The sequence below is a fragment of the Bradyrhizobium sp. 956_D2_N1_4 genome (assembly GCF_052076025.1).
GTDB classification, from domain to species: Bacteria; Pseudomonadota; Alphaproteobacteria; order Rhizobiales; family Xanthobacteraceae; genus Bradyrhizobium; species Bradyrhizobium barranii.
The window spans coordinates 8,992,071-9,008,981 of the sequence record NZ_CP197237.1; the positions used below are offsets into that span (position 1 = coordinate 8,992,071).

The 16,911-nt window shown below is 65.4% G+C and carries 16 protein-coding genes; 11 read left to right on the forward strand and 5 right to left on the reverse strand.

Annotated features, from left to right (window positions below):
* Nucleotides 1–494 precede the first annotated feature (494 nt).
* Nucleotides 495–749, reverse strand: a complete 255-nt coding sequence (locus tag AB7535_RS42640) for a hypothetical protein (RefSeq protein WP_041954176.1) — start codon at nucleotides 747–749, stop codon at nucleotides 495–497.
* Nucleotides 750–886: 137 nt separating this feature from the next.
* Here AB7535_RS42640 and AB7535_RS42645 point away from each other — a divergent pair, with 137 nt between their 5' ends.
* The 4 genes from AB7535_RS42645 (at nucleotide 887) to AB7535_RS42660 (ending at nucleotide 5,910) form a co-directional block, all read left to right on the forward strand.
* Nucleotides 887–2,968: a M3 family metallopeptidase gene (locus tag AB7535_RS42645; RefSeq protein WP_354114563.1), complete on the forward strand. Its 2,082-nt coding sequence runs from the start codon at nucleotides 887–889 to the stop codon at nucleotides 2,966–2,968.
* Nucleotides 2,968–3,606, forward strand: a complete 639-nt coding sequence (locus AB7535_RS42650; RefSeq protein ID WP_354114564.1) for a DUF1007 family protein — start codon at nucleotides 2,968–2,970, stop codon at nucleotides 3,604–3,606. The genes AB7535_RS42645 and AB7535_RS42650 overlap by 1 nt, the downstream gene beginning before the upstream one ends.
* Complete coding sequence (locus AB7535_RS42655; RefSeq protein WP_354114565.1) at nucleotides 3,603–4,733, forward strand: nickel/cobalt transporter; 1,131 nt, start codon at nucleotides 3,603–3,605, stop codon at nucleotides 4,731–4,733. The genes AB7535_RS42650 and AB7535_RS42655 overlap by 4 nt, the downstream gene beginning before the upstream one ends.
* A 217-nt stretch (nucleotides 4,734–4,950) precedes the next feature.
* Nucleotides 4,951–5,910, forward strand: a complete 960-nt coding sequence (locus tag AB7535_RS42660) for an IS5 family transposase (protein WP_166348444.1) — start codon at nucleotides 4,951–4,953, stop codon at nucleotides 5,908–5,910.
* Between the two features lie 127 nt (nucleotides 5,911–6,037).
* On the opposite strand, the gene AB7535_RS42665 is transcribed toward AB7535_RS42660, so the two are convergent.
* Nucleotides 6,038–6,436, reverse strand: a complete 399-nt coding sequence (locus tag AB7535_RS42665) for an MAPEG family protein (protein ID WP_063985710.1) — start codon at nucleotides 6,434–6,436, stop codon at nucleotides 6,038–6,040.
* 82 nt (nucleotides 6,437–6,518) lie between these two features.
* Between AB7535_RS42665 and hemH the strand changes: the two genes are divergently transcribed.
* From hemH to AB7535_RS42690, 5 genes are all read left to right on the forward strand, one after another.
* Nucleotides 6,519–7,556 (forward strand): ferrochelatase, encoded by a 1,038-nt coding sequence (hemH, locus tag AB7535_RS42670; RefSeq protein ID WP_354114697.1) that lies wholly within the window; start codon nucleotides 6,519–6,521, stop codon nucleotides 7,554–7,556.
* 11 nt (nucleotides 7,557–7,567) lie between these two features.
* Nucleotides 7,568–8,545, forward strand: a complete 978-nt coding sequence (locus tag AB7535_RS42675; protein WP_354114696.1) for an ABC transporter substrate-binding protein — start codon at nucleotides 7,568–7,570, stop codon at nucleotides 8,543–8,545.
* 76 nt (nucleotides 8,546–8,621) lie between these two features.
* On the forward strand, nucleotides 8,622–9,179 hold the full coding sequence (locus AB7535_RS42680) for a hypothetical protein (RefSeq protein ID WP_245343907.1): 558 nt from the start codon (nucleotides 8,622–8,624) through the stop codon (nucleotides 9,177–9,179).
* Nucleotides 9,180–9,374: 195 nt separating this feature from the next.
* Entirely contained in the window at nucleotides 9,375–10,379 is a 1,005-nt protein-coding gene (locus AB7535_RS42685) for an SPFH domain-containing protein (RefSeq protein WP_071909416.1), read from the forward strand.
* Between the two features lie 112 nt (nucleotides 10,380–10,491).
* Nucleotides 10,492–10,935, forward strand: coding sequence for an NfeD family protein (locus AB7535_RS42690; RefSeq protein WP_028148102.1), 444 nt, complete (start codon nucleotides 10,492–10,494; stop codon nucleotides 10,933–10,935).
* A gap of 187 nt (nucleotides 10,936–11,122) precedes the next feature.
* Here the strand turns inward: AB7535_RS42690 and AB7535_RS42695 are convergent, their stop codons facing one another.
* Nucleotides 11,123–11,449 carry a winged helix-turn-helix transcriptional regulator gene (locus tag AB7535_RS42695; RefSeq protein ID WP_085398396.1) on the reverse strand — a complete coding sequence of 109 codons (327 nt, stop codon included), beginning with the start codon at nucleotides 11,447–11,449 and terminating at the stop codon, nucleotides 11,123–11,125.
* A gap of 72 nt (nucleotides 11,450–11,521) precedes the next feature.
* Here AB7535_RS42695 and AB7535_RS42700 point away from each other — a divergent pair, with 72 nt between their 5' ends.
* Complete coding sequence (locus tag AB7535_RS42700; RefSeq protein ID WP_439037196.1) at nucleotides 11,522–12,079, forward strand: carboxymuconolactone decarboxylase family protein; 558 nt, start codon at nucleotides 11,522–11,524, stop codon at nucleotides 12,077–12,079.
* A 109-nt stretch (nucleotides 12,080–12,188) separates the two neighbouring features.
* Here the strand turns inward: AB7535_RS42700 and AB7535_RS42705 are convergent, their stop codons facing one another.
* Nucleotides 12,189–13,196 carry a KpsF/GutQ family sugar-phosphate isomerase gene (locus AB7535_RS42705; protein ID WP_354114694.1) on the reverse strand — a complete coding sequence of 336 codons (1,008 nt, stop codon included), beginning with the start codon at nucleotides 13,194–13,196 and terminating at the stop codon, nucleotides 12,189–12,191.
* Between the two features lie 191 nt (nucleotides 13,197–13,387).
* Between AB7535_RS42705 and AB7535_RS42710 the strand changes: the two genes are divergently transcribed.
* Nucleotides 13,388–15,130 carry an outer membrane beta-barrel protein gene (locus tag AB7535_RS42710; RefSeq protein ID WP_354114693.1) on the forward strand — a complete coding sequence of 581 codons (1,743 nt, stop codon included), beginning with the start codon at nucleotides 13,388–13,390 and terminating at the stop codon, nucleotides 15,128–15,130.
* A 208-nt stretch (nucleotides 15,131–15,338) separates the two neighbouring features.
* Here AB7535_RS42710 and AB7535_RS42715 read toward each other — a convergent pair whose 3' ends face one another.
* Complete coding sequence (locus AB7535_RS42715) at nucleotides 15,339–16,790, reverse strand: glutamate synthase subunit beta (protein ID WP_354114692.1); 1,452 nt, start codon at nucleotides 16,788–16,790, stop codon at nucleotides 15,339–15,341.
* Nucleotides 16,791–16,911: the final 121 nt, after the last annotated feature.

The window sequence follows — 16,911 nt, forward strand, 5'->3', positions numbered from 1 at the left end:
CAGTAGCCCGCGCCGGCGTTGGACTGCCGGTAGAGACCAAAAAAGCCCGATCCGTCGTTGCTTTAAGTCGCGTCCCCCGTTGAGAGCGGGGTGCGCCGGTTCGCCTCCGGCTGCCAGTCACGGTTGCAAAAAGTGAAGTCACCTTCGACTAGGCATCTCTTTGAGAGAGATGCTGGACGCTCCGGGTTTGCTTCCTCGTCCGACCTTTCGGTCTCGCGACTTCCGCACTTCCGAAGAGCCCCTCGGCTTCTTCACCCCTTGGCGGCTGTCCGGCCTCTTGTCCGGATACCTACCGACTGACACACGACCACAGGCACGTGCGAAATTGGGCAAGAGCGCACATAAGCGTTTTGACTCAGCTTCGCAAGAATTTTTTTAGGCTGAGGACAGAATTGCCTAACATCTGCTTGCGCAGTGTTGCGCGAGCGGCGCGGAAGATGAACGCGCGTTAAGTTTTCTCAGCCGTGCGCGCGTCTTGCGCGCGCGAGGAAGCGTCAGCGGCGCTTCGTGAACGGCTCGACGCGCTGAGCCGCGCGGATGAACGCGGTCATCACGAGCACGCCGAGCGCGAACAGCACAGCCTGGAGGATGTGCGTGCCCTGATCGCCGAGCCCGAACAGGATCGCGAGCGCCCAGCCGCCGGCGAACGCGGCGCCGAACACCTCGGCGCCGATCAGGATGGCCGCGCTGACGACAGTGATGACGCTTGGCCAGACGATCTGACGGGAAGAGGAGGCAGGCGCGTTCATGAGCTTTGGGGTCCGTGGCTTCGAGGGCCGCAATCTCCCCGAAAAGGCGGCCGGGAGCAAGGGCAAATGGCCCAAAAAAGCCCCATCGCGTGCTATAGCTGACCCCAACAATCGAGCCACAAAAACCGGGACTTGCGATGTCAGACCCCCGCCAAACCACGGACCCCGAGACCAACCCGCTGCTGAAGGCCTGGGTGACGCCGTTTGCGACCCCGCCCTTCGACGAGGTCAAGCCCGAGCACTTTCTGCCGGCCTTCGAGCAGGCCTTCGCCGACCACTCCGCCGAGATCGCGGCGATCACCAACGATCCGGCGGCCGCCGACTTCGCCAACACCATCACGGCGCTGGAGCGCTCCGGCAAGCTCCTCACCAAGGTCGCGGCGGTCTTCTACGACCTCGTCTCGGCGCATTCCAACCCGGCCATCCTGGAGATCGACAAGGAGGTCTCCTTGCGGATGGCGCGGCACTGGAATCCGATCATGATGAACGCCGTGCTGTTTGGTCGCATCGCCCATCTGCACGAGAACCGCGCCGCTCTTGGTCTTTCGCCCGAGCAGCTCCGGCTGCTGGAGCGCACCTACACCCGGTTCCACCGTTCCGGTGCCGGCCTCTCCGAAGAGGCGAAGGCGCGGATGGCGGAGATCAACGAGAAGCTCGCCCAACTCGGCACCGGCTTCAGCCACCACCTGCTTGGCGACGAGCAGGAGTGGTTCATGGAGTTGGGGGAGGCCGACCGCGAGGGCCTGCCGGAGAGCTTCGTCGCAGCCGCCAAGGCTGCGGCGGAAGAGCGCGGCATGGACGGCAAGGCCATCGTCACGCTGTCGCGCTCCTCGACCGAGCCGTTCCTGAAGAGCTCGGCCCGCCGCGACCTGCGCGAGAAGGTCTACAAGGCCTTCACGGCGCGCGGCGACAACGGCAATGCCAACGACAACAACGGCACCATCGTCGAGATCCTGCAATTGCGCGAGGAGAGCGCCAAGCTTCTGGGCTATCCGACCTTCGCCGCCTACCGGCTCGAGGATTCCATGGCCAAGACGCCGGATGCGGTGCGCGGCCTGCTGGAGCGGGTCTGGAAGCCGGCGCGTGCGCGTGCGCTCTCCGACCGCGACGAGATGCAGGCGCTGATCACGGAAGAGGGCGGCAATTTCAAGCTCGCGCCCTGGGACTGGCGCTTCTATGCCGAAAAACTCCGCCTCCAGCGCGCCAATTTCGACGACGCCGCGATCAAGCCCTATCTCACGCTCGATCACATGATCGCCGCCGCCTTCGACTGCGCCACCCGCCTGTTCGGCATCACCTTCGAGGAGCGCAAGGATGTGCCGGCCTGGCACCCTGATGTCCGGGTCTGGGAGGTGAAGGGGCCGGACGGCAAGCACAAGGCGCTGTTCTACGGCGATTACTACGCCCGGCCGTCGAAGCGCTCCGGGGCCTGGATGACCTCGCTGCGCGACCAGCAGAAGCTCGACGGCGAGATCGCGCCGCTCGTCATCAATGTCTGCAACTTCGCCAAGGGCGCGAACGGTGAGCCCTCGCTGCTCTCGCCCGACGATGCCCGGACCCTGTTCCACGAGTTCGGCCACGGCCTGCACGGCATGCTCTCCAATGTGACCTATCCGTCACTCTCGGGCACCGCGGTGTTCACCGACTTCGTCGAGCTGCCGTCCCAGCTCTACGAGCACTGGCAGGAGCGGCCCGAGGTGCTGCAGCAGTTCGCCCGCCACTACCAGACCGGCGAGGCGCTGCCGGACGATCTGCTCCAGCGTTTCCTCGCCGCGCGAAAGTTCAACCAGGGCTTTGCCACGGTCGAGTTCGTCTCCTCGGCGCTGGTCGATCTCGAATTCCACACCCAGCCGGCTTCCGCCGCGCAGGACGTGCGGGCTTTCGAGAAGAAGGAACTGGAGAAGATCGGCATGCCCGAGGAGATCTCGCTCCGCCACCGGCCCACGCAGTTCGGCCACATCTTCTCCGGCGACCATTATGCCGCCGGTTACTACAGCTACATGTGGTCGGAGGTGATGGACGCCGACGCCTTCGGCGCCTTCGAGGAGGCCGGCGACATCTTCGATCCTGCGGTGGCAAAGCGCCTGCACGACGACATCTACTCCTCGGGTGGATCGGTCGATCCCGAGGCCGCCTATGAAGCCTTCCGCGGCCGCCCGCCGGAGCCCGACGCGCTGCTGCGCCGGCGCGGCCTGCTCGATGGCGCGAAGGCGGCCTGATGGGCATGCGCGCCCTGTTCGGCCTGTTGCTCGCCGCTGCGATGACGTTCGCAGCGGGGGCGGCAAGCGCACATCCGCATGTCTGGATCACCGCGACCAGCGAGCTGCTCTACGCGCCCGACGGCTCGATCACCGGCGTCCGCCACGCCTGGACGTTTGATGACATGTTCTCGGCCTATGCCCTGCAGGGGCTCGAGAGTAAGACCAAGGGCGCCTATACGCGCGAGGAGCTCGGGCCGCTGGCGCAGACCAATGTCGAGTCGCTGAAGGAATACGCCTACTTCACCTTTGCGCGAGCCGACGGCAAGAAGGAGCGTTTTAACGATCCGGTCGACTACTTCCTCGACTACAAGGATACCGTGCTGACCCTGCACTTCACGCTGCCGCTGAAGAACCCGGTCAAGCCCAAGCAGCTGGTGCTCGAAGTGTTCGACCGCTCCTACTTCATCGACTTCCAGATGGCCAAGGACAATCCGGTCAAGCTGGTCGGCGCGCCCGCCGGCTGCCAGATGAAGCTCGATCGTCCCAACGACGGCTCCGCCGCCGCGCAGAAGCTCAACGAGCAGACCTTCCTGAACGGTGAGAACTCGAATTTCGGCATGATGTTCGCCAACAAGATCACGGTGGATTGCCCTTGAAGCCGCAACTCTCCCCGTTCGCACGCGGGCTGCTTGCCTGCGCTGCGGCTGTCGTCGTGCTGGGTGTGGCGGACGCCGCGCTTCACGATCTCCTCGCGCAAAATCCGTTCGGTGCACCACGCCCGGCGCAGGCCGCGGAGCCCGAGGCCAGCGGCGTCATTGGCTGGCTGTTGGCAAAGCAGTCGGAATTCTATCGCCAGATGTCGGCGACCATTCGCGCCGCGAAGTCCGACGGCTCGGCGGTGTGGACGCTGCTCTTCATCTCCTTTGCCTATGGCATCTTCCACGCCGCCGGCCCCGGCCACGGCAAGGCGGTGATCGCCTCCTATCTCGTCGCCAACCGCGAGACCGCGCGGCGCGGCATCGCGCTGTCGTTTGCCTCGGCGCTGATGCAGTCGCTGGTGGCGATCCTGATCGTCGGCATCTCGGCCTGGGTGCTGAACGCGACCGCCAAGACCATGTGCAAGGCGGAAGGCGCAATCGAGATCGCGAGCTACGGCCTGATCGCGCTGTTCGGCCTGCGGCTGGTCTGGGTCAAGGGCCGCACGTTCATCCGCGCGCTGCAGGCGGTCCAGCAGGTGCCGGCGATCGCCGGCGTGCCGCATGACCATCATGATCACGGCCATCACCATGATGTCCATGATCATCACGACCACGATCACGGTCATGATCACCATCATCACGACCATGGTCACGCCCACGCCCATCACCACCATGCACACGACCACGTCCATGACGAGCATTGCGGCCATTCCCACGGTCCGACGCCGAGCGAGCTCGCCGGCCCCGGCGGCTGGCGGCGCGGGTTCGCTGCGATCCTGACGGTCGGCATCCGGCCCTGCTCGGGTGCGATCCTGGTGCTGGTGTTCGCGCTCGCGCAGGGCCTGTTCTGGGCCGGCATCGCCGCGACCTTGCTGATGGGGCTCGGCACCGCCATTACGGTCGCGGCCATCGCCGTCGTCGCCGTCTCCGCCAAGGACATCGCCGCCCGCCTCAGCGCCGGGAGCGACGGCGGCGGCGCGCTGTTCATGCGCGGCATCGAATTCGGCGCCGCCGGCCTCGTGCTGCTGTTCGGCGCGGGCCTGTTGTTCGGCTACGTCGCCGCCGAACGGACGACGTGTTTCTAAGGTTGCTCTTTCCCTCCCCCCTTGTGGGGGAGGGTGGCTCGCCGCGTAGCGGCGAGACGGGTGAGGGGTATCTCTCCGCGAGCAAACCTCTCACGATTGAATCGTGCGGAGAGATACCCCTCATCCGTCGCGCTACGCGCGCCACCTTCTCCCACAAGGGGCCTGTTGCGTAATTCGTCAATTGTGATTCCCTAGGGCAAAGCCTTGGAGGGTAGCGATGGCGGTCAAGCGGACGGGACAGCCGAGCTTTGTGGAAGCGCTGATGCCGAAGGGGGCCGGCGCCAATGCGGCGCTGGATCGGCTGGCGGGCCTGGTCAAGTGGTACCGGTTCGAGAAGCTGATCGGCCATTTGCGGGATGAAGGGAGCCCCGGTCGACCAGGCTATCCGGTGCTGGTGCTGTTTCGTGCTGTGCTGTTGCAGTCGCTGTATGGTCTTTCGGAGCGCGAACTCGAGGAAGCGCTGGGCGACCGGTTGTCGTTCAAGCGCTTCGTCGGTTTGAGCCTCGAGGATGCGACGCCCGACCATACGGTCCTGAACCGCTTTCGGAACCAGCTTGTCGAACAAGGCCTGCTGGAGAAGCTGTTTGGTGAGCTGGATCGTCAGCTTGAAAATGCCGGCGTCATCCTCAAGCGCGGCACGATGCTGGATGCGACCTTGATCCAGGCGGTGTCGGCTCCTCCGAAGGAGGATCGCCCCTCAAACGATCCCGACGCCCGCTTCACCAAGCGGCAAGGCAAGAGCGGCACGACGTTCGGTTACAAGGCCCATGTCGGTGTCGACGAAGGATCCGGCTTGATCCGCACGGTACTGACCACACCGGCCAACATCAACGACACGACACCGGCGGACGCTTTGATCCGCGGCGATGAAGCTGCGGTGTGGGCCGATGCGGCTTACGACACCCATGCCCGACGGGCCCGGCTGAAGGCGGAGGGCAAGAAACCCCGCATTGCTCGTCGGCCCAACCGGCATCACCCGGAGTTGCCGCCGAGGCTCAAACGCTACAACCTCCTCATCGCGCGCCGCCGAGCCCAGGTCGAGACCACCTTCGCTACTCTCAAACGCCGCATGCGGCTGACCTGCATCCGCTACGTCGGTCTGATCAAGGCGACCGGGCAAGTTCTGCTCGCCTCAATCGCCTTCAACATGAGGCGGTGGGCCACGATCGCCGCGTGAGCTGCCCGCTGAGGGCAACAACTACAGATCTTCGCAGGCATTGCCAGGACCAAGGCCTTCTCTCCTGACGTCTTCAGCCTCAAAAGCCGATAACGCAACAGGCCCACAAGGGGAGAAGGAAGAAAGATCACACCGGCAAAAACCGCTTCAGCGCCGGCATGAAGAAGATCCCGAGATTGATCGCAAAACCGATGCTCCAGAGGATCGAGCGCAGCGTCGGGCGGTTGCCGAGATAGGTCAGCACGTAGGCGATCCGCACGATCAGGAACAGCACGGCGAGCTCGTCGATCAGCCGCTGCGGCGAATCCCGGAATTCGGCAAGCAGCACCGCGAAGGCGAAGAACGGAAAGGTCTCGATGCCGTTCTGGTGGGCACCAAGCGCGCGCTGCGCCAGCGCATCCTCGAAGAAGGCGGGGTCGCGCGGCCGGGAATTGTCGAAGATGCGAAACCGCGTCCATTTGATCGAGACGATCGTCGCCAGATAAAGCAGCAGCGCTCCCAATACGCAGAATTCCGCGAGTGTCATCAGCCCCTCCCCGCTTGGGCGCGACCCTAGCGAAATCGACCTCATCTTGACAAGTTCGGAGCAACGCGCGACGCAACTGATCATGACGACAATTGCCCCCATCGCAGCGCAAAAGCCCGCCGTCCGGTCCGGCCTGCGGCGCGTCGGCGTGCTCCTGGTCAATCTCGGCACGCCCGATACGGCCGATGCGCCCGGCGTGCGGGTCTATCTCAAGGAATTCCTCTCGGACGCCCGCGTCATCGAGGACCAGGGGCTGGTCTGGCAGTTCGTGCTCAACGGCATCATCCTGCGCAGCCGTCCCCGCACCAAGGCGCTGGACTACCAGAAGATCTGGAACAATGAGCGGAATGAGTCGCCGCTGAAGACCATCACGCGCTCGCAAGCCGACAAGCTTGCGGCCGCATTGTCCGACAGCGACCACGTCGTCGTGGACTGGGCGATGCGCTACGGCAATCCCTCGATCAAGTCCGGCATCGATGCGCTGATCGCGAAGGGGTGCGACCGCATCCTCGCCGTGCCGCTCTATCCGCAATATTCCGCCTCGACCTCGGCGACGGTCTGCGACGAAGTGTTCCGCGTGCTCGCCCGCTTGCGTAACCAGCCGACCCTGCGGGTGACGCCGCCTTACTACGAGGACGAGGCCTATATCGAGGCGCTCGCGATCTCGATCGAGACGTATCTGGCGACGCTGCCGTTCACGCCGGAGCTGATCGTGGCGTCCTTCCACGGCATGCCGAAATCCTATGTCGACAAGGGCGATCCCTATCAGTCCCACTGCGTCGCCACGACGGAGGCGCTGCGCCGCCGGCTCCGCATGGACGAGACGAAACTGCTGCTGACCTTCCAGTCCCGCTTCGGCAATGACGAGTGGCTCCAGCCCTACACCGACAAGACCATGGAGCGGCTGGCCAAGGAAGGCGTGCGCCGCATCGCGGTGGTGACGCCGGGCTTTTCCGCCGACTGCCTGGAGACGCTGGAGGAGATCGCGCAGGAGAATGCCGAGATCTTCAAGCATAATGGCGGCGAGCAGTTTTCCGCGATTCCCTGTCTCAACGACAGCGATCCCGGCATGGACGTGATCCGCACCCTGGTGTTGCGCGAGCTTCAGGGCTGGATCTGATGGTGTCTCCCATGAACCGCCGCGAGCTTCTGGCGCTTCTTGGGACGATTGCCCTGCTGCCGGCCTCGGTGCTGGCGCAACAGCCGAACGCGACGCGGCGGCTCGGCGTGCTCTCGGTCACGGCCGCGGATGACGCGATCGGGCAGGCCCGCAGCACGATCCTGGTCGAGACGCTCGCCGCCCATGGTTGGAAGGAGCACGACAACCTCAGGATCGATTGGCGCAGCGGCGCCGGCGACCGGGCACGCATCGCGCGCCTCGCCGACGAACTCGTGGCGCTCAAGCCGGACATCCTGCTCGCGGTCGGCACGCCGTCGGTCGAGGAGCTGCGCCAGCGCACCACGACGATCCCGATCGTGTTCGCCGTCGTCACCGATCCCGTCAGCCAGGGCTTTGTCAAAAACCTCGCCCATCCCGGCGGCAACATCACCGGCTTCACCGATTACGACGGCCCGCTCGCCGGCAAATGGCTGGAGATGCTGACGCAGGTCGCGCCAAAAGTGTCCCGCGTCTTCGTCGTCTACAATCCCGCCACCGCGCCGTTCGCGCCCCTGATGCTGCGCACGATCGAGGACGCCGCACGGACGCTTCACGTGTCGGTCGAGGCAGCGCCGGTTCACGACGCTGGCTCGATCGCCGCGCTGGCTTCGCGGAAGGACGGCGGCCTGCTGGTGCTGCCTGACTTCTTCACCATGGCCAATCGCGCCCAGCTCCTGGCTGCAATCGGTGAAGCCCGCGTGCCGGCGGTGTTCTGGAGCCGCACCTTCGTCGACGAGGGCGGGCTGATGTCCTACAGCACCGACAGCGCTGAGCAGCTTCGCCGCGCCGCCAACTACATCGATCGCATCCTGAAGGGCGCGCAGGCAGCCGACCTGCCGGTCCAGAACCCCACCAAATTCGAGCTCGCGATCAACCTGAAGACGGTGAGGGCGCTGGGGCTGACCATGTCGCCCTCGCTGCTTGCGCTCGCCAACACCGTGGTTGAATAGGGACGCCGAAGCTACCTTCAACTGGTGATTCCGGAATTCCTGGGGCAGAATGACGGCGGGGATGTTGCCGCGAGCGATGCGGCTCGAACGGGGCGGGCGCGATTACATGCGGGGATTGTTGCTTGTGGCTGTCGTCGCCTGCGGACTCGCTGGCTGCAACACGACCGGGGACGTTGCGTCGACCATGTATCCGGAAGCGGTGCGGGCCGGCGGTGCCGTCAAGAGTGATACGGCCATTGTCCTGGTCGCAAACGGCGGCAGCGAGACGATCAACTATCTTCAGTTCGTTCACAACGGTTTTCCCGCGATCAATGCGCGAGGGATCAGCCTTGCTCCGGACGGCTTTGTTGCGATTCCAGTCGCGGTCGGAACGACGGGGCTTGAGCTGCAAAACTATACGACGACGGGGCGCCCGGGCACCTATCTCCCGAATGGCGCGTCGATGGGATTCGTGCCGGTGCATACGCCCAAGATCGATCTTCCCGCCCCCGGACTGTATTACGTTGCGACCGTCTTTCCGGGGCAGCAACGCAGTTTCGAGACAAGGCCGACGGCCGTCCAACTGGCGAAGCTGCGAAAGGAGCGGCCCGAACTCGCCGCGCTGAAGCCGGTGAATTTTACATGGTCCAACTAGGGCACCGGCCGTTGCTAGGTTGCCTCCGTGCCCTTTCAAGGGCTTTCTCACAATACTTATCGGCGATCGTTCCGCCTCCGTACTTCTTGTGGAAATGTCGCTCCGCGCCGACGTGAATGGTGACCGCTGAACCGGTAAGGTCGCGTTCCCGACCAATGACAGCGCGGGAAAGGGCTTTCCCGCCTTGGAGGAAATATGAGCGGTTTCGATGTTTTCGCGATTGTTCTGGTGTTGCTCGTCATCGTCACGCTGGTCGCCGGCGTGAAGACGGTGCCGCAGGGCTATGACTGGACCATCGAGCGGTTCGGCAAATACACCCAGACGCTGAGCCCCGGGCTCAACCTGATCGTGCCCTATTTCGATCGCGTCGGACGCAAGATCAACATGATGGAGCAGGTGATCGACATTCCCGAGCAGGAGGTCATCACCAAGGACAACGCCACCGTGACGGTGGACGGCGTCGCCTTCTACCAGGTGTTCGATGCCGCCAAGGCGAGCTACGAGGTCTCCAACCTGACCCAGGCCATCACGGTCCTGACCATGACCAACATCCGCTCGGTGATGGGAGCGATGGATCTCGACCAGGTGCTGTCGCATCGCGACGAGATCAACGAGCGCCTGCTTCGCGTCGTCGACGCCGCGGTCTCGCCCTGGGGCCTCAAGGTCAACCGCATCGAGATCAAGGACATCGTGCCGCCCGCCGACCTCGTCGAAGCCATGGGCCGGCAGATGAAGGCCGAGCGCGTCAAGCGCGCCGACATTCTGGCCGCCGAAGGCCAGCGCCAGTCCGAGATCCTGCGCGCCGAGGGCGCCAAGCAGGGCCAGATCCTCCAGGCCGAGGGCCGCAAGGAAGCTGCGTTCCGCGACGCCGAGGCCCGCGAACGTTCCGCGGAGGCCGAGGCCAAGGCGACCCAGATGGTCAGCGAAGCGATTTCCAAGGGTGATGTCGCCGCGCTGAACTATTTCATCGCCGACAAGTATATCAAGGCGTTCGGGCAACTGGCCGACTCGCCGAACCAGAAGGTCATCATGCTTCCGGTCGAGGCGATGAGCATGCTGGGCTCGCTCGCCGGCATCGGCGAGATCGCCAAGGCAACGTTCGGCGAAAGCGCGGCGTCCGCGGCCGCCGCCGCCCGCCGCGGCGGTTCGGTGCCGACGACCGGCCCCACGCCACCGGCGGTGCCGCCGCGACAGGGGTAATCAAAGCGCATGCACTTTCGAAAAGTGCATGCGGCAATTTAAAGCGCATGCCCCGGAAAAGTGGGGACCGGTCTTCCGATCAGGGCATGCGCCAGCATAAAGAGGTCGTGTCATGACCGACATGTTCGTATCGCTCGGCACCTGGAATTGGCTGATCTTCGGCTTCATCCTGATGGCGCTTGAGGTGCTGGCGCCGGGCGTATTCCTGTTCTGGCTCGGGCTCGCCGCGTTGCTGGTCGGCCTGATCTCCTTTGCTGTCGCCGTGTCGTGGCAGATCCAGCTCGTGATGTTCGCGATCTTCGCTGCCGCCGCCGTGCCGGTGTGGCGCCGGCTCGCGCGGCCGAAGCTGGACGCAAGCACCAGCCCCTTCCTGAACAAGCGCAGCGAGGCATTGCTCGGCCGCGAGTTCACGCTGGAGAAGCCGATCATCGACGGCAACGGCACCGTGCGCCTCGGCGACACGGTCTGGCGCGTGGCCGGGCCCGATACGCCGGCCGGGACGCGGGTGAAGGTGGTGCAGGTGGACGGTGCGAATTTGACGGTGGCCGCGGCGTAGTTTGTTTCCCTCCCCCCTTGTGGGGGAGGGTGGCTCGCCGCAGAGCGGCGAGACGGGTGAGGGGTATCTCTCCGCGAGTGAATCTCTTGCTTCTGAATTCGCGGAAGCAACCCCTCATCCGGCGCTTCGCGCCACCTTCTCCCACAGGGGGAGAAGGAAGATTGGAGCGCGCGGCTGCGTCCAGATTCTACCTCTTCCACCTCTCCGCAAACCGGTGCAGCGGCATGAACGTCTCGCACAGCTCCCGCCCCAGTGCCGTCAACCCGTAACCGCCACCGTCGCCCAGCTCCACGAACCCTGCGTCGCGCAGCTCCGTCAGCCGCGCCTGCAGCACCGTCGGCGAGGCCTCGTCGCAGGCGGTGCGCAATGCGCGGGAGGTGAGGGCTTGGTCGCGCAATTCCCACAGGATCCGCAGGCTCCAGCGTCGGCCGAGCAGGTCGAGCAGCGCCATGATCGGCCGGCCGGTGCGCGAGCCGCGGACGTTGCGGCTCCCTGATGCTGCCTGTTTCGCCATCCCGGCCCTCTTGCGCGGTGCTACAAATAATGTAGCGTGTTGCTACGATAATTGTAGCAACGGAGACAGCTGATGTCCCAGGCCACGCCGCGGATCGCGCCGCTCGTCCCGCCTTATCCCCCGGAGATCCAGGCGCAGTTCGACCGCATCATGCGCGGCGCGCCGCCGCTGCTGCTGTTCCGGGTGATGGCGGGCCACGCCCGCGCCTGGGACAAGTTCCGCGCCGGCGGCCTGCTCGATCCCGGTCCGCTTTCCCTGCGCCAGCGCGAGATCGTGATCGACCGCACCTGCGCGCTGACCGGATGCGAATATGAATGGGGCGTGCATGTCGCGATCTTCGCCGGGTCGGCGCGGCTCAGCGAGGAGGAGGTGCACGCGACCGCGCGGGGCGATGCGACGTCACCGTGCTGGTCGCCGGCGGAGCAGGCGCTGATCGCGGCGGTCGATGCGCTGCATCACCGCGCGACGTTGGACGACGCCGAATTCGCCGCGCTGTCGGCGCATTACGACGAGACCCAGATCCTGGAGATCATGCTGCTGTGCGGCTTCTACCGCACGGTGTCGTATCTGGCGAACGGGCTGAAGCTGCCGCTGGAGGAGAGGGCGGTGAGGTTTCCGGCACCGCTCTAACCGCTCGTCATTGCGAGGAGCTCTTGCGACGAAGCAATCCAGACCGTCTCCGCGGAGGCGGTCTGGATTGCTTCGCTGCGCTCGAAATGACGATGTGGAAAGAGCGGCCCTACGCCACGCCCGCCCGCAGCAGATCGTGCAGGTGCACGATGCCCACCACCTTGTCGGCTTCGGTCACCACCAGCGTCGTGATCTTGCTTGTGTTCAGCACCTCGATCATCTCGGTGGCGAGCATCGAGGGCGGCACGGTCTTCGGCTGCCTGGTCATGATGTCGTCGACGGACGCCGTCAGCAGATCCGGCCGCATGTGGCGGCGCAGATCGCCGTCGGTGATGATGCCCGCGATTCCGCCGGCATCGTCGACGATGCAGACGCACCCCAGGCCCTTGGCCGACATCTCCATCACCGCGTCCGACATCTTGGTGCCGAGCGGCTTGAGCGGGATCTCCGCGCCAGTGCGCATGTAGTCGCGGACGAATTTCAGCATCGCGCCCAGCTTGCCGCCGGGGTGGAAATGCGCGAACTCCAGCGCGGTGAAGCCGCGGCCTTCGAGCAGCGCGATCGCTATGGCATCGCCGATCGCGGCCTGCATCAGCGTCGAGGTGGTCGGCGCAAGATTGTGCGGACAGGCCTCGCGCGCCTTCGGCAGCTCGATCACGATATCGGCGGCCTGGCCGAGCGAGGATGCCGCATTCGACGTCACCGCGATCATGGGGATCGCAAAGCGCGCCGAATAGTTCACGAGGGTCTTCATCTCCGGCTGCTCGCCGGACCAGGACAGCGCCATGATGACGTCGTCCGCAGTGATCATGCCGAGGTCGCCATGGGCGGCTTCGGCGGTATGGACGAAGAAGGCCGGCGTGCCGGTCGAGGCCAGCGTCGCCGCGATCTTGCGCGCCATGTGGCCGGACTTGCCGAGGCCGGTGACGATGACGCGGCCCTTGGCGTTGCGGATCAGGTCGACCGCCTTGGCGAAGGTCGCGCCCAGCGGACCGCGCAGGGCGGCGGCGAGCGCATTGATGCCGCCGCTCTCCGTCTCCAGTGTGCGGAGCGCAGATTCGACGCTGTCGGGAGTTGGGCCGGATGATGAGGTCATCAGCGGTTTCGAGCTCGGCATGTTCAGGTCCAGGGAGGAGGGGCGCTCGCCCGTTGGCGCCTGCTTAGCATGCCGAGGCCGGCGAGGCGACGAGAGCGCCAGGGCCCGAAACGGGTCATTAACCATAATTGTTTTAACTCCATTAACGATGGTTCCCGCCCGCCGGCGGAGGTCGTCGTGGAAGTCTTTGATTTCGTTGGAGTTCTTACATCGTGGGGGCGCCTCCAGGCACGGGCCGGAGCAAACGCGGGCATTTCCTGCGCGCGGCTTTGCCGTGCCTTGCGCTGACCGCCCTCGGAAGCGCGCCGGCGGCCGCCCAGAGCCTCACGCCCGACCTGTTCAATCCCAACCGCGGCGGCTTTGCCGCGCCCGACACGCTGCCGACGCGCCGCACGGCGGGCGTGCCGCAGGCGCCGTTGGATGCGCTCCCGGCGCTGCCCGATCCCAATGCCGATCCGCGCAAGCGCCAGCAGGCGCCGGCGACCTCGCGCGTCGGCCAGGTGCCGACCTACGGCCTGCCGGCCGCCAACGGCGCCAGCGGCTCCGGCTACGACTCGCTCAACCGCAAGCGGCAGCAGCCAAAGCTCTATCCCGGGCAGCCGAGGCCGAAGCGCCCGGTCGGACCCGGCTCGCCGGTGCCGCCGGCAACGCCGGACCGGACGCTAGGGCCGCCGCGCATCGCGCCGCCGCCGTCGGAAACCGCAAACAAGGCGCCGGTGCCGCGGGCGATGGCGGGCACCGTGCCCGGCCAGCCGCTGCGCCGCCGCCTCAAGGCCGACGACGATGCGTTCGGAGCGGTCGGCGACTATGCCGGCAGCTTCCTGATCAAGGGCGGGCTCGAGCTCTCGGCCGGCTACGACACCAATCCGGCGCGCCTGAACAAGCCGGTCGGCTCGCCGGCCTATGTCGTCGCGCCCGATCTTCTCGTGATGTCCGACTGGGAGCGCCACGCGCTGGTCGCGGATCTGCGCGGCTCGTTCTCCGGCTACACCAACAACATGCCGGCGACGATCGACGGCTTTGCCTCGCCGTCGCCGGTCGAGATCGACCGCCCCGATTTCACCGGCCATGTCGACGGTCGTTTTGACGTCAGTCGCGACCTCAAGCTCACCTCGCAGTTCCGGCTGCGGGTCGCGACCGACAATCCCGGCAGCCCGAACGTGCAGGCGGGCCTGCAGAAATATCCGATCTACGCCAGCTATGGCGGCACCTTCGGCTTCGACCAGACCTTCAATCGCTTCCAGGTGGCCGCCGGCGCCACCGTCGATCGCACCGCCTACACCGATTCCAAGCTGACCGACGGCTCGACCTTCAGCAACGACGACCGCGACTTCAACCAGTATGGCGGCATCGGCCGCTTCTCCTACGACCTCAAGCCGGGGCTGAAGCCGTTCGTCGAGATCGAAGGCGACAGTCGCGTGCACGACCAGCCCGCCGACCGCAACGGCTATTTCCGCGATTCATCGGGTGGCTACGCCAAGGTCGGCTCGAGCTTCGAGTTCTCGCGCATCCTGATCGGTGAGATCTCGGTCGGCTATACCGCGCGCAATTATGTCGACCCGCGCCTCAGCCAGCTCGCGGGCTTCCTCACCGCGGGCTCGCTGATCTGGAATGCGAGCGGCCTGACCACGGTTAAATTCGCCACCGACACGCAGATCGCGGAGTCCACGGTCCCCGGCTCCTCCGGCGTGCTGGTGCACACCTACGGGATCGAGGTCGATCACGACTTCCGCCGCTGGCTCACCGCCGTCGGCAAGTTCACCTACGGCACCTACGACTACCAAAACCAGAATCGCAACGACAAAACCTACTCGCTCGAAGGCAATCTGATCTACAAGCTCAACCGCAACCTCTGGATCAAGGGCACGCTCCGCCACGACATCCTGAACTCGAACCAGCCGGGTTCGAGCTCGCAGGGAACGGTGATGATGGTGGGGGTGAGGTTGCAGAATTGAGGGCGGCGGTGCGTCGCGTTTGAGCGTATGCGGCCTAGTTCGGCTCCGCTCTCGCCACCTACTCCGCTGTCATGCCCCGGCTTGACCGGGGCATCCAGTACGCCGCGGCCTATCGTTTCAATTACAACTGTCTCTGGAATGCTGGATCGCCCGGTCAAGCCGGGCGATGACACCGTTTGCTAATCTGGCAGCAGAACCAGCCGAGCAGCTACCGCGACAGATCCGTCTTCCCCATCAGGAACGTATCGATCGACCGCGCGCACAGTCGGCCCTCGCGGATCGCCCACACCACCAGCGACTGGCCGCGGCGCATGTCGCCGGCGGTGAACACGTTCGGGCGCGAGGTCTGATAGTCGAGCGTGTTGGCCTTGACGTTGCCGCGCGGGTCGAGATCGACCGAGAGCAGCTTCAAGAGGCCCTCGTGCACGGGATGCACGAAACCCATCGCGAGCAGGATGAGCTCGGCATCGAGCTCGAACTCGGTGCCGGCAATCGGCTTGAACTTGTCGTCGACGCGCACGCAGTGCAGCTTCTTGACTTGGCCGTTCTCGCCGGAAAACTTCTGCGTCAGCACGGCGTATTCGCGGACCGCGCCTTCGGCCTGGCTGGAGGAGGTGCGCATCTTGAGCGGCCAGTTCGGCCAGGTCAGGCCCTTGTTCTCGCGCTCGGGCGGGGCGGCCATGATCTCGAGCTGGGTCACCGAGAGCGCGCCCTGGCGAAGCGAGGTGCCGATGCAGTCAGAGCCGGTGTCGCCACCGCCGATGACGACGACATGCTTGCCGCCGGCCAGGATCTCCTGGACGCCGCCGAGCGGCTCCTCGGAGACGCGGCGGTTCTGCTGCGGCAGGAAGTCCATGGCGTAGTGGATGCCTTGAAGATCGCGGCCGGGGATCGGCAGGTCGCGCGGGGCTTCCGCGCCGCCGGTCAGCGCGACCGCATCGTAGTCGTTGAGCATCTCGCGCGGGTCGACATTGCCGTCAGCGCCGACATGACTGTTGTAGTGGAAGGTGACGCCTTCGCCTTCCATCTGCTTGACGCGGCGGTCGATGACGCCCTTCTCCATCTTGAAGTCGGGGATGCCGTAGCGCAGCAGGCCGCCGGCCTTGGCGAACTTCTCGAACAGATGCACGTCGTGACCGGCGCGCGCGAGCTGCTGCGCGCAGGCCATCCCGGCCGGACCCGAGCCGATCACCGCGACCTTCTTGCCGGTCTTGACGGTCGCCACTTCCGGCTTCAGCCAGCCATTGTCCCAGGCGCGGTCGACGATCGCGCATTCGATGGTCTTGATGGTCACGGGGTTGTCGTCGATGTTGAGCGTGCAGGACGCTTCGCACGGCGCCGGGCAGATGCGCCCCGTGAACTCCGGGAAATTGTTGGTCGAGTGCAGGTTGCGCGAGGCCTCTTCCCAATTGCCCTGATAGACGAGGTCGTTGAAGTCGGGGATCTGGTTGTTGACCGGGCAGCCGGGCGTGCCGGGCGCCACCGAGCCCGTGCCGTGGCAATAGGGGATGCCGCAATTCATGCAGCGCGCGGCCTGATCGCGCGTTTCCTTCTCGGTCAAGGGAACGACGAACTCGTTGTAATGCTTCACGCGCTCGGCGACCGGGGTGTACTTGCGGTCATGCCGTTCGATTTCGAGAAAACCCGTGATCTTGCCCATTAAACCCGAAGTCCCTGCCGCTTAAATTCGTCTTCTCTCTAGCCAGACCCTCATCCCGAGGAGCGGCGCACTGGCGCCGCGTCGCGAAGGATGAAAGGCCCCACTGGTGACCTCATGGTTC

Excerpts from the sequence above, each read along its gene's own strand:
- AB7535_RS42695 (WP_085398396.1), bottom strand. The coding sequence starts at position 11,449 with ATGGCGAAACAGGCAGCATCAGGGAGCCGCAACGTCCGCGGCTCGCGC.
- AB7535_RS42715 (WP_354114692.1), bottom strand. The coding sequence starts at position 16,790 with ATGGGCAAGATCACGGGTTTTCTCGAAATCGAACGGCATGACCGCAAG.
- AB7535_RS42650 (WP_354114564.1), top strand. The coding sequence starts at position 2,968 with ATGGGCATGCGCGCCCTGTTCGGCCTGTTGCTCGCCGCTGCGATGACG.
- AB7535_RS42640 (WP_041954176.1), bottom strand. The coding sequence starts at position 749 with ATGAACGCGCCTGCCTCCTCTTCCCGTCAGATCGTCTGGCCAAGCGTC.
- AB7535_RS42660 (WP_166348444.1), top strand. The coding sequence starts at position 4,951 with ATGGCGGTCAAGCGGACGGGACAGCCGAGCTTTGTGGAAGCGCTGATG.
- AB7535_RS42645 (WP_354114563.1), top strand. The coding sequence starts at position 887 with ATGTCAGACCCCCGCCAAACCACGGACCCCGAGACCAACCCGCTGCTG.
- AB7535_RS42665 (WP_063985710.1), bottom strand. The coding sequence starts at position 6,436 with ATGACACTCGCGGAATTCTGCGTATTGGGAGCGCTGCTGCTTTATCTG.
- AB7535_RS42700 (WP_439037196.1), top strand. The coding sequence starts at position 11,522 with ATGTCCCAGGCCACGCCGCGGATCGCGCCGCTCGTCCCGCCTTATCCC.
- AB7535_RS42705 (WP_354114694.1), bottom strand. The coding sequence starts at position 13,196 with ATGCCGAGCTCGAAACCGCTGATGACCTCATCATCCGGCCCAACTCCC.
- AB7535_RS42675 (WP_354114696.1), top strand. The coding sequence starts at position 7,568 with ATGAACCGCCGCGAGCTTCTGGCGCTTCTTGGGACGATTGCCCTGCTG.
- AB7535_RS42690 (WP_028148102.1), top strand. The coding sequence starts at position 10,492 with ATGACCGACATGTTCGTATCGCTCGGCACCTGGAATTGGCTGATCTTC.
- hemH (WP_354114697.1), top strand. The coding sequence starts at position 6,519 with ATGACGACAATTGCCCCCATCGCAGCGCAAAAGCCCGCCGTCCGGTCC.
- AB7535_RS42685 (WP_071909416.1), top strand. The coding sequence starts at position 9,375 with ATGAGCGGTTTCGATGTTTTCGCGATTGTTCTGGTGTTGCTCGTCATC.
- AB7535_RS42680 (WP_245343907.1), top strand. The coding sequence starts at position 8,622 with ATGCGGCTCGAACGGGGCGGGCGCGATTACATGCGGGGATTGTTGCTT.